Source organism: Arthrobacter sp. 10T419, from assembly GCF_056394105.1.
Window position 1 is genome coordinate 74,608 of sequence record NZ_JBFTHF010000012.1, and the last position, 9,894, is coordinate 84,501.

Consider the following 9,894-nt stretch of genomic DNA (forward strand, 5'->3'; position numbering starts at 1 on the left):
AAGCAACCAGAGCCCCAAACCCCAGTGAACTACATGACGGACAGCTGGCAGACGGCTAAAGATATCGACCCTTTGTGTTTGGTCCAGGCAAGCGTCCCCACGTGCGTCCGGGTAACCCTTCAGGCACCGATATGAAGCCGGAGAACCCGACTGCGGAACGTTCCAGGAGATTCCTGGTCAGAACCCCAAGAGGGATGGGTTCTGAGGCGATCGCCGGGAGGAACGAGGGTGAACCGCGAGTTTGAAATAGTGTGGTGTCTTAAAGACTGGCGTTGGCATGGGGGAGCAGCACCGCTAATCCGAGCAAAGGAATCTCATTGGCCCGCAAAGTTCATGTTCAGCTGATCGACGACATCTCAGGGGAAGACGCCCAAGAATCAGTGCGTTTCGCCCTCGACGGTGTCGAGTACGAAATCGACCTGGCCGAAGAAAACGCGGCCGGGCTGCGGAAAGCGCTTGGATCCTACATCGCCCACGGCCGCCGCGTTCGCGGCTCCTCGGCCGGCCAGAAAACCGCCGCCAGCGCATCCAACCGGGAACAGACGCAGCGGATCCGTGAGTGGGCCGAGGCAAACGGGTACAACCCCAGCGCCCGTGGCCGCATCAGCCGGGACATCATGAAGGCATACGACGACGCCCACTAACGGCGGAAGGCGGAGGCCTTGGACTAAGCCTCGAATTCCCCGAGACGAGAGCGGTTCGTTGGCATTCGCGCGGTGCGCTCAGTACGGGGCGCACCGTTCGCACGTCCTTTGACGCCCGCTTAGTGGCCGGCCCCGCTGGTACCGTTCAATCATGGGGACCCAAAACAAAGCTGCCCGATCTGTGATCGTCTTCATGTCCGGATTTCTGCCTTGGGCGCTCCTGTGGTCATCGTTCGGAGCGTTGCAGGCGTTCCCGATTGGGGTCGTCGTTGCGGCCGCAGCGGCATTCGTCTTGACCCGTCCACGCAAGCAGGTGGGACGGTGAGCTTCCTCAGGGGAGCCCTTATTGGGCTGGCAGCCTTTCTCCTTCTCAGCGCCGTCGGCGCCATGATGTACGGCCGAACCGAGGTGTGGCCGACTGCTGTCGCCATGATCCTGATCATCGGGTCGATGATTCTCGGTGGCCGCCGGGCCGCGAAAGAGCGCGGCCGGGGTTGAACGATCTGATGACCCGACCGTAAAGGTTTCGGAACGCTGGCGCGTTAGGTCGAAAGGGACTGGGAGCGTCGATAGAACGTCGCGCGGGACATCCCGAGGTCGCGGGCAACCTGGGCGGCTGGGGCGCCGCCCTCGACCAGGCTCAAGGCGCTTCGGATCTGGCTGTCGGTGATCCTCCGGGGCCGGCCGCCGAGGTCCAGCCCGGCTTGCCGTCGTTTGCTGATGGAGTCGATGACGCGTTCGCGTTTGATCTCATGTTCCATTTGGGCGAGAGCGGCCATGACGGTGAACAGCATCGAGCCCATGGGTGTGGAGGTATCGACGTCGCCCCCGCCCAGGTTCAGGACCCGGAGGCCGGCGCCGCGGGTCCGGAGAGCATCAGCGAAGGCGAGCATGTTCTGCGTGGAGCGCCCGAGTCGGTCCAAGGTGGTGATGACGAGGGTGTCACCCTCGACCAGCGCCTCCAGAGCCCTGTCGAACTGCGGCCGCGAAGATCGGGCGCCGGAGACACCGTGGTCGATATAGAGGTCGTCGCGGCGGACGCCGGCAGCCAGGAGGTCTGCTTCCTGCCGGTCCGTGGACTGCTGCCGCGTCGAAACGCGTGCGTAGCCGATCAGTTTCGCCATGCCTGCCCTTAATATGTCTCATAACTAACGTTTAGTACACCGATTCAACCAGAGGGTTTCGAGACGTAGTTATGAGAATCGCCGCGGTCGAGAATTTTCCCGAGATCCTGCGGAATGTTGGCAGCCATTGCCGTGGCTCTGGCGAGGTCCTGTGAGACGTCTCGTATCGCTAGGGTTACGGGACGCTGGCGTGCATAACCGCGTGCGATGAGTCATTGGCGGTGGCCCGTGTTATCCGGCCCTTCGAAGTGCGAATGGCCCAAGGTCTGCCGCGGTGAAAGTCCCGCAGCTCCCGCTCCATACCTGGCCACAGCCGGCACGCCTAGCTTTCCGGCGCTGAGGTGCCTTCGCGCTGTTGACGTTCCTTGAGTCCTGAGCGAACGGTAGTGAAAATCGCGATTCCCATGGCGACTGCTGTGAACCACAGACCGGGAGATCCTCGCAGGGCGAGAGATACCGAGACGATCAACAGCACTATGGCAAGTAGGAGAAATGCCCACCGTCCTGCAGCCATCAAGTCCCCCGCTCGGCGGATTGGTGGAGCGTGCGGATCTTCGTGTCGCGCCAGCGAAACATCAGCGTGCAAACCAAGGTCGCTACGAGGCCGACCGCTATAGACGGCACGAAGCCGATGGAATGCCGGAACAGAGCAAACGGCAGAAACCCGGCCGCGTAGACCACCAGGCTACGGAGCGTGCGGGTCCTGGAGTTCATCGGCTTCTTTCATGCAGTGGTCTCGTGAGACCGGTGGGCGGCCGATGAAGTGGTTGATGATCAGTGGCAGGCCGATCGGCGCAAAGATAATCCCGTCGGGCGCTGATGATTGCTAGTCCGATAACGCTTCCTGCTGCAAGAAGGAAGAAGAACAGCACCAGGAATGGACCCATCATCCCCGGGAAGAACCCGATGTGGCCGCTCATGAAGATCGCAGCTGCTAGGCCCGCCATCGATAGGCTGAATGTCAACTTCAGCGCTTTTGGCATGCCGCTCCGTTGTTAGTTGTGTCTGTACCGTTCCGTTCGGTGTGGAGGTGGAGCAACCTTTGATCGAAACTCATCGGGGAGTCCTCGGGCGTGCCCTGAAGCCCAGAACTGAGCGATTACGGCCGCTGGATTCACTGTCCCACGCTCCGCGAGTGGAAAGCGCCACCAGTCCAGGGCCCACGGTGCACAGAACCCAGGATAAGACGTGCGACTGATCCAGCAGGACCCGGAAGAGGCCGGTCAGAGTCGACATGATGCCCAGTGAGAACAAGACACGGGTCACCTGCCACCCAAACAATTCACCGCCGGCTCGCTCGCGACTAGCGGCCCGGCGCCCGAAAAGACCCTTGAGGATCAGAGCCAGACCGATCGGTATGAAGATGATGCCGGTAACCAAACGCAGGGCATCCACCGCCGTCCACGTCAGAAAGACCGTCGCCCAAACCAGAAAAAATGCCCCGGCGGCAAGCTTCGTGCCGGGTGTTTGGCGACTCATTGGTTTCCCCTCAGTGTGACGCATCGCCTCATTCTCCGGCGACAGTTCACAGCCCAGTATCGTGACATCCGGCGAGCCTACCCGCTGGGGCAGCGAACGCAAGTCACAGCGGAGCGCTCCGGTTAGGGACTATTTCTTCACGCGGGAGGGTCGGTAGGGTGGCGCTGAAGTCGTTACGACCTTGCACGAAGAGGGGAACAGGTATGCGGCCGCATCCATTAGTTCGACGTTGCACGGAACAGGACCTGGCCGCGTTGGAGGCGGGCGAACCGCCCGGTTCAGGGATGGCTCGCTATTTTCTCGGTGAGCAGGCCAAAGGAAAAATTGTGTTCGCCGCGGCATGGCAGGATCAGCAGCTGCTCGGCTCAGTGGTTTTGGATTTCCGCTCGGACTTTTCACCGGAATTGAAACATCTCTTCGTTCAACAAGCCTTGCGGGGCTTGGGTACGGGAACGGCTATGTGTGCCTGGGTTGAACAGCGGGCACTGCTGGATGGGTTCGACAAGCTCTACCTCGGAGTCGGAGTCGAAAACGCTGCGGCCCGCAGGCTTTACCAACGACTGGGATTTACGCCGGCAGGGCGGACGAAGACATCGACGTATCAATACGTCGATCAAGACGGACGCAAGCAATGGGCCACTGAAACGGACGACATACTTGAAAAGGCCCTAGCTTGATGGTCACCACGCTCGGGACTGCCCCAAGACTAGCCGTAGCTAGAGGGTCGTCCGACCCGGCCTCTCCACGGCGTCCATCGTTGATCGGTCGGTTGGTCGATGTTAGCGTGAGGGCGATTGGGGGAAATAGTGCTATTGCTCGGGTGGGGCTTGTTGGAGAGATTTGTCCGGGCCGACGTTGCGATCCGCACGACGGTCTATGCCGGTGTGCCTCCGGTGCCGGCTCTCGTTCTCATGGCTATGGTCGTTGCCCTGGCAATCCTCATGGCGCGTACCTTCCAATCGCTGCTCTGCACCGTTCCGGCTCCAGGTGTCCCCTCTGTCGCCCTGGGTCTGAGTGACTTAAACGGTCCAGATTTCCTGTCTTCGGTCCTATCCGCACCAGTCGGTGGGTCAGGTCCTCGCGCTCCGGGCGGACGTCCCCGTCGCCCCGGGAGCCTCCAGGCAGCCCTCTAGGATCCGACTCCGACTGTTTCCGCACTCTAGCCGTACCCGGTCGGAACGTGCCTCCGTGCTGCGTGCATTACTCCTCTCGGGCGACCCTCAGAACACCTCTCTGACTGTCGCTACAAGGAGCTCATCGCCATGTCCCGCAATAACCTCTTGCCCTCACATCGCTCCAAGCCCCCGCGGTACCGATCACCGGCTCTCCGTCGCCTTGGACTGGTGTGCAGGCTGGTCCCTCGGCTCTGCCGCCGTGTGGCTATGCGAGCCACTCTGTTCGGCGGGTGGGTCTGGTTCGCGGCCGGCTCGCTGGTTGGATTCGAGGCGTTCGACATCATCTTCGGCACGTTCGCCCTCGCCCCGGAGCTGCTTCCGCTCGTCATCCTCGGGCTCGCACTTACTTGGTATTTCCGCGGTCAGTTTCGGAGGTTTTCGACGCGTGCCCGCGCGTATCGGCGCCTCCGACGCCTGCGTGCCGGTCGCAGCTGACTCTGCCCGCAGCCCTTGGTTCTGCAGACGCCCTGGCACCCGATAGTGGATCCCTTACCGGACAATTTGGGAGCTACGGTAGTGCGTCCGTGTCCGCCCTCAGCCCTGGAGGTGCGCGCGGATACGCGCGACCGCATCTTCCGGGTCAGCGCACGTGATAAGCAGCCAGGTGCCGGCGCACTGTATCCGGATGGTCGGACCGCCCACCAGATAACCGGTTCCTCCGCCGGGGAGTATGCGCAGGCCCATCCCCTCACGAAGTCCGGTGGACGGGCCGGTGGAGACGGCCGATATCTCCTTGTAGGCGATCGTGGTGGAAAACAGGGCCGCTACCCGCACGGAAAGGCCGGCCTCTTCGAAGCGGATGCGGGCGTTCATCCGCAGTGCCGGCACGAAGACCAATGCCATCGTCAGCCCCAGCCAGGGCTGGCCCGTCACCGACAGTACGATGGCAGCTGCGAAACCCACTCCTGAAAGCACCGCCTGGTAGCGCGGGGGCATTCCGGTCCGCAGTTCCGCGCGCGCGTTTTCTCCCCCGCTCATCCGGGCAGTCTCCGGGGCCTACGTTCTGCCGGCAACTTCAGGCGGGTCGAGTGACACCCTGCGCCAAAGGATGAACCCTGCGGAGTTGATTTTCTCCGCGGTGGTCGGGGAGGTGGCAGGGTGGAAGTTCTCAGCGGCAGGGTACGCTCAAAGCCACCACAGTCTGAGGGGGCAGAGGGATGAGGCAGCGTGCGACCACGCCGAAAACGGACGATGAACGCCGGTCCTTCAAGGCAGGGGCCCTGATGGGCGTCGGTGCGGCCGTTTTGGTGATGGTCCCTTCGTTGTACCGTCTCTTGAACGGACCGTTTCAGTGGGTTGATGCCACCCTCGTAGCCGGCGGTATCGGTCTGATTGTGTTTCATGTTGCCCGTCTGGTCCGGCTGCACAGGTCACCTTGAGCCTGGCGCCGTGGGGGTCACGGTAGGGCCGCCGGCGTTCGGGGCGGCTTCAGTCTCTGGTTTCCAGTACGGCCAGCACTTGTCTGGCGTCGTCCAGGTGGCGGGCCACTAGGTCGGCGGCGTTGCGCGCCGTGCCGTGCACCTGTTCGGCGTCCCGGGCCAGGGTCAGCCGATCTTCTCTGACCAGCTCACCGAGCCGGTCCTGTACGGCCAGCAGCATCCGGTACAGCTCGTCCGCTGTAGCTGTTTCGATTTTCACTGGGAGTCCTCTGTTGGACGGGGCGGTGTCATTTTCCGGTGAGGGGGGTGCGTTTGCGGAACGTCCCGGCGATGGAGAGCTTGCCGGAGTACTGGATGGAACCGTACCGGAAGAGGTGAACGGCGAGGCGGAGGATGAGGAAGCCGACGATGAAGAGTTCGGCGATGACGATGCCCGCCTCTACGGCGGTGAGGGTGCCGAAACCGTTGCGGAGCAGGGCGGTCACGGGTGCTGAGAGCGGGAAGTACGTAAAGATCTGCACGATGGGTGCCCGCGGGTCGGAGATGATGAGGCTGATTGCGTAGAACGGGACGAAGATCAGGGCCATGAGGGGCCCGAAGATCGTGCCGGCGTCCTTGGCGGTGGGCATGACCGCGCCGATCGCGACCAGGACACCGGTGAAGACGGTAAACCCGCCCAGGAGCAGCAGCCCCCCGACGATCATGGTGCCGGGTTCAAAGGTGATCGTTGACAGGTCCAGGTCGGGGAGGGCCAGTTTGTCGCGGAAGAAGAGGTATCCGACGAGGATCGGTGTGAGGAAGACCAGGATCTGGACCAGGCCGACCATAAACAGGGCGATGACTTTGCCGACGATCAGGGTGGTCGGGTTCAGGGTGGTGAGGATCATCTCGGTGACCCGGTTTTCTTTCTCTTCCAGGGTGCTGTTGAGCATCTGGTTGGAGAGCAGAATGATCGAGATGTAGAAGATCAGCAGGAACATCAGGGGCGGGACGGCTGCGCCGAAACCGCCGGATTCCTTGCCGTCTTTGAAGGTCGTGGCTTCGGTTTTGACGTCGCCTCCTGCCGCGGCCATCAGCTGCGGGGAGCCGACTTTGATCTGGGCTGAGGCGGTGAGGAGCTGTTTGGCGACGGCGTCGTACTTACCGTTCTCAAAGATCCCCTTGTCCGCCCCGTAGACCTTGACCGGCTGGGTCGCGGGTTCGGCCGGGTAGGCGAAGTACGCGTCGGTGAGGCCCTTTTTCACCTCCTGCAGCGCCTGCCCTGGGTCAGTTACCTTCTTACCGCCCATCGCCGTGGCAACGCCCGGGGCGATGAGTCCGGAGTCGTCGGTGTAGGTGAAGGACATGGAGGCTGTTTTTTGGGCGTCGGAACTGGCCGCGGTGGAGGAGTTGCTGAGGTAGACCAGGGCGAAGACGATGGCCATGACGACGGGGATGGCAAGGGTCGCGATCCAGAAGCCGCGTTTCTTCATGGTGCGGGTGAACTCGAACTCCACCACGGTGCGCAGGTTGTGCCGGGCGAAGGGGCGCTTGGGCGACGGCGGCGGGGTGGCGGGGGAGGGGTGCTGGGTGGTGGTGTGCTGTGTCATGGGGGTTATGCCTCTGCCAGTTCGTGCTGTTCGCCGTAGACCTTGATGAAGACCTCGTCCAGGGAGGTCCTCGCGGTGGTGAAGGACCGCACGGCGACGCCGTGCTCAACGAGTTGACGCAGGACGGTTGTTTCGTCCCCGCCCGGGAGGGGTGAGAGCTCAGCTTCTCCGCCGGCATCAGTGACGATGTCATACAGGGCGGAGGCGGGCAGGTGCCCGGTGTATTTGATCCGGTAGAGGGTTCCGCCGAATTGTTCCTGGACGTCGGCGACGGTGCCGTAGGCGCGGGCGGTGCCGTCCTTGAGCAGGATGACGCGGTCGCAGAGGCGTTCGACTTCTTCCATCTGGTGGGTGACCATGATGACGGTTGCGCCGGCGAGTTTTTGTTCTTCGATGATGTCCATGAGCAGGCGCCGGTTGACCGGGTCGAAGCCCTTGGTGGGTTCGTCCAGGATGAGCAGCTCGGGGTCGTTCATGATGGTGACGCCGAGCTGGACTTTTTGTTGTTGTCCGCCGGAGAGCTTGTCCAGCCGGGTGGTTGCTTTGTCGGCGAGGTCGACGCGTTCCAGGTACTCCCGGGACCAGGCTTTGGCGCGGGTTTTGTCGAGGCCTTTGAGCCTGCCGAAGTAGACCATGACGTCGAGGACGTTTTCCTTTTTGTAGAGGCCGCGTTCTTCGGGCAGGTAGCCGAGCCGGGCGCCGTCGCGCGGGGCGAAGGGTTTCCCGCCGATGTGCAGGGTCCCGGCGGTGGGCTGGTAGATCCCCAGCAGCGCACGCAGCGTGGTCGTTTTTCCGGACCCGTTGCTGCCGAGGAACCCGAAGGTTTCCCCTGCCCGGACATCGAAGGACAGGTCCTTGATGACCGTTTTGTCTCCGAAGTCCATTCGGAAGTCTTTGATGTGTACAAGCGGCTCCGCGGCCGCGCCCCCCAGCGTCATGAGCACCAGCCTAGCTGCAGGTGGGTTCCGCCGTTCTCAAGGACATGCAGGGGKAGCGTGGGCGACGGGCAGCCGGGCTGACGGGGGAGTCAGGGGCGGTTTTGCTGGTTGCCCGGTTCCGGAGGCTGGGTTGTCTTGAGCTCCTGAATGCGGAGGCGAAGAAAGATGATGACGAGTACCAGCGCGTAGATCACCATGACGGCGATCGCTGCCATCACTACGAAGTACAGAATGCCCAGAATTCCAAACATGATTCCCCTGATCTCGTGTGCCGCAGGTCGCGGCGCAAGGGTCCGAGACTAGCACCGCGGGAGGGCGTTCTATAGTCACGTCCGACCCGGCGATGTCCTTGGTTCTGCGGGTCAGGCTTCGCAGTCGATGCAGTAGTGGTGTCCGTCTTTTGTTCGTGCGATTTGGGAGTTGTGGCGGACGAGGAAGCAGGAGTAGCAGGTGAACTCGTCCTGGGCCTGGGGGATGACCTGGATGATGAGTTCTTCGTTGGAGAGGTCGGCGCCGGGGAGTTCGACGCCGTCGACGGTGTCTGTTTCGTCGAGTTCGAGGACGACGCTGCGGGCGTCGGGGGAGTTGGCCTCTTTGAGGGCTTCGATGGAGGCGTTGCGGGATTCGGCGACGTCGGGTTTCACTTCGTCGTAGTCGGCTGCCATGGGGCTGGTACTCGCTTCCTTTAGTGGTGTGTTCGGGGTTGGACATTACCCGACATCGCGCGCACGCGACGTGCCGGCGCGGACGGGCGAGGATGGAACCAAGAGGGTGTTACGCCCGGGTAAAGGGGTGCCGGTTTTGCGGTCCTGGGCCGGGTCTTATTCTGTGCCACGGCGGTGGGAGGCTGTGCACGATCGCCGGTCCCGGTGGCGACGTGCCTATCCGTGGTGACCTGGCGGTGGTGTGCAGCCGGCCAGATGGGTCCCGTCGTCCACGTGGGTGCGGGAAAAGCCCGAAGGAAATTGCTTTTGCCGTGCCCAGGTGGGCGAGGGGAAACCTACTCAGCCGCGGACGCCCCATTGGTGGAAGACCGGGAACCCTCGGTTGCAGATGAGGAGGTTGCCGGTTTGCGGCGGCGGGCTGCGGCGCCGGACTCGAGCCCGAGTTTCTTCAGCTCTTCGGGGCTCCAGCCGTCCTTGGTGGCGCGGACGTAGGCGCGCTTGTCTTCGCGTTCGGCCTCGGTGAGTTGCTCGCGCAGGTCGGTGATCCGCTGCCGGGTCCTGACCAGGGCGGTGACGGACTCGATGCGGGTGTCGAGGAGGGCGCGGGCCTGGTTTCGTGTCTGTTCCATATCGATCGTCGGCATGCATCCACCCTAGCCATGAGGCACCACGAGTTTCGTGCATCGACTCGCTCCGTCGGGCCGGGCATTTCACAAGCACTCGCCAAAGCCGGCGAAGACCCACCTCCGCAAGGCTCCGACGGAGCRAGGCCCGACGGAGCGAGGCCCGACGGAGCGAGGCCCGACGGAGCGAGGCCCGACGGAGCGAGGCCCGACGGAGCGAGGCCCGACGGAGCGAGGCCCGACGGAGCGAGGCCCGACGGAGCGAGGCCCGACGGAGC

The 9,894-nt window shown here is 63.0% G+C and carries 14 protein-coding genes and 1 pseudogene; 4 read left to right on the forward strand and 11 right to left on the reverse strand.

All coding sequences use genetic code 11. The annotated features are described in order from the left end of the window. The first annotated feature begins 317 nt into the window (after positions 1-317). Both AC1DBD_RS17160 and AC1DBD_RS17165 read left to right on the forward strand, forming a co-directional pair. Positions 318-644: a histone-like nucleoid-structuring protein Lsr2 gene (locus tag AC1DBD_RS17160; protein ID WP_476982618.1), complete on the forward strand. Its 327-nt coding sequence runs from the start codon at positions 318-320 to the stop codon at positions 642-644. Positions 645-965: 321 nt separating this feature from the next. Further along, a complete protein-coding gene (locus tag AC1DBD_RS17165; protein WP_476982619.1) occupies positions 966-1,142 on the forward strand; it encodes a hypothetical protein in 177 nt (58 codons plus the stop codon). Positions 1,143-1,186: 44 nt separating this feature from the next. On the opposite strand, the gene AC1DBD_RS17170 is transcribed toward AC1DBD_RS17165, so the two are convergent. The 3 genes from AC1DBD_RS17170 to AC1DBD_RS17180 all read right to left on the reverse strand — a co-directional run bounded on the left by AC1DBD_RS17170 (position 1,187) and on the right by AC1DBD_RS17180 (position 3,247). After that, on the reverse strand, positions 1,187-1,768 hold the full coding sequence (locus AC1DBD_RS17170; protein ID WP_476982620.1) for a recombinase family protein: 582 nt from the start codon (positions 1,766-1,768) through the stop codon (positions 1,187-1,189). Between the two features lie 513 nt (positions 1,769-2,281). Beyond that, positions 2,282-2,482: a hypothetical protein gene (locus tag AC1DBD_RS17175; protein ID WP_476982621.1), complete on the reverse strand. Its 201-nt coding sequence runs from the start codon at positions 2,480-2,482 to the stop codon at positions 2,282-2,284. A 339-nt stretch (positions 2,483-2,821) separates the two neighbouring features. Next, positions 2,822-3,247 carry a hypothetical protein gene (locus tag AC1DBD_RS17180; protein ID WP_476982622.1) on the reverse strand — a complete coding sequence of 142 codons (426 nt, stop codon included), beginning with the start codon at positions 3,245-3,247 and terminating at the stop codon, positions 2,822-2,824. A gap of 203 nt (positions 3,248-3,450) precedes the next feature. Here AC1DBD_RS17180 and AC1DBD_RS17185 point away from each other — a divergent pair, with 203 nt between their 5' ends. Further along, positions 3,451-3,924, forward strand: coding sequence for a GNAT family N-acetyltransferase (locus AC1DBD_RS17185; protein ID WP_476982623.1), 474 nt, complete (start codon positions 3,451-3,453; stop codon positions 3,922-3,924). A gap of 705 nt (positions 3,925-4,629) precedes the next feature. Continuing rightward, on the forward strand, positions 4,630-4,857 hold the full coding sequence (locus tag AC1DBD_RS17190; protein WP_476982624.1) for a hypothetical protein: 228 nt from the start codon (positions 4,630-4,632) through the stop codon (positions 4,855-4,857). A 99-nt stretch (positions 4,858-4,956) separates the two neighbouring features. Here the strand turns inward: AC1DBD_RS17190 and AC1DBD_RS17195 are convergent, their stop codons facing one another. From AC1DBD_RS17195 to AC1DBD_RS17230, 8 genes and pseudogenes are all read right to left on the reverse strand, one after another. After that, on the reverse strand, positions 4,957-5,400 hold the full coding sequence (locus tag AC1DBD_RS17195) for a hypothetical protein (protein WP_476982625.1): 444 nt from the start codon (positions 5,398-5,400) through the stop codon (positions 4,957-4,959). A gap of 450 nt (positions 5,401-5,850) precedes the next feature. Then, positions 5,851-6,060, reverse strand: coding sequence for a hypothetical protein (locus AC1DBD_RS17200; RefSeq protein WP_476982626.1), 210 nt, complete (start codon positions 6,058-6,060; stop codon positions 5,851-5,853). Between the two features lie 28 nt (positions 6,061-6,088). Continuing rightward, on the reverse strand, positions 6,089-7,390 hold the full coding sequence (locus tag AC1DBD_RS17205; protein WP_476982627.1) for an ABC transporter permease: 1,302 nt from the start codon (positions 7,388-7,390) through the stop codon (positions 6,089-6,091). A gap of 5 nt (positions 7,391-7,395) precedes the next feature. After that, a complete protein-coding gene (locus AC1DBD_RS17210; protein WP_476982628.1) occupies positions 7,396-8,274 on the reverse strand; it encodes an ABC transporter ATP-binding protein in 879 nt (292 codons plus the stop codon). Between the two features lie 143 nt (positions 8,275-8,417). Beyond that, a complete protein-coding gene (locus AC1DBD_RS17215; RefSeq protein ID WP_476982629.1) occupies positions 8,418-8,579 on the reverse strand; it encodes a hypothetical protein in 162 nt (53 codons plus the stop codon). Between the two features lie 111 nt (positions 8,580-8,690). Further along, the gene (locus AC1DBD_RS17220) at positions 8,691-8,993 is read right to left on the reverse strand and encodes a DUF4193 domain-containing protein (protein WP_476982630.1); all 303 of its coding nucleotides are present in this window, start codon (positions 8,991-8,993) and stop codon (positions 8,691-8,693) included. A 335-nt stretch (positions 8,994-9,328) separates the two neighbouring features. Further along, positions 9,329-9,637, reverse strand: a complete 309-nt coding sequence (locus tag AC1DBD_RS17225; RefSeq protein WP_476982631.1) for a hypothetical protein — start codon at positions 9,635-9,637, stop codon at positions 9,329-9,331. 124 nt (positions 9,638-9,761) lie between these two features. Continuing rightward, a pseudogene (locus tag AC1DBD_RS17230) lies at positions 9,762-9,894 on the reverse strand (pentapeptide repeat-containing protein); the annotation flags it as partial.

Excerpts from the sequence above, each read along its gene's own strand:
- AC1DBD_RS17180 (WP_476982622.1), bottom strand. The coding sequence starts at position 3,247 with ATGAGTCGCCAAACACCCGGCACGAAGCTTGCCGCCGGGGCATTTTTT.
- AC1DBD_RS17205 (WP_476982627.1), bottom strand. The coding sequence starts at position 7,390 with ATGACACAGCACACCACCACCCAGCACCCCTCCCCCGCCACCCCGCCG.
- AC1DBD_RS17215 (WP_476982629.1), bottom strand. The coding sequence starts at position 8,579 with ATGTTTGGAATTCTGGGCATTCTGTACTTCGTAGTGATGGCAGCGATC.
- AC1DBD_RS17210 (WP_476982628.1), bottom strand. The coding sequence starts at position 8,274 with ATGGACTTCGGAGACAAAACGGTCATCAAGGACCTGTCCTTCGATGTC.
- AC1DBD_RS17190 (WP_476982624.1), top strand. The coding sequence starts at position 4,630 with ATGCGAGCCACTCTGTTCGGCGGGTGGGTCTGGTTCGCGGCCGGCTCG.
- AC1DBD_RS17220 (WP_476982630.1), bottom strand. The coding sequence starts at position 8,993 with ATGGCAGCCGACTACGACGAAGTGAAACCCGACGTCGCCGAATCCCGC.
- AC1DBD_RS17225 (WP_476982631.1), bottom strand. The coding sequence starts at position 9,637 with ATGCCGACGATCGATATGGAACAGACACGAAACCAGGCCCGCGCCCTC.
- AC1DBD_RS17170 (WP_476982620.1), bottom strand. The coding sequence starts at position 1,768 with ATGGCGAAACTGATCGGCTACGCACGCGTTTCGACGCGGCAGCAGTCC.
- AC1DBD_RS17185 (WP_476982623.1), top strand. The coding sequence starts at position 3,451 with ATGCGGCCGCATCCATTAGTTCGACGTTGCACGGAACAGGACCTGGCC.
- AC1DBD_RS17175 (WP_476982621.1), bottom strand. The coding sequence starts at position 2,482 with ATGAACTCCAGGACCCGCACGCTCCGTAGCCTGGTGGTCTACGCGGCC.
- AC1DBD_RS17195 (WP_476982625.1), bottom strand. The coding sequence starts at position 5,400 with ATGAGCGGGGGAGAAAACGCGCGCGCGGAACTGCGGACCGGAATGCCC.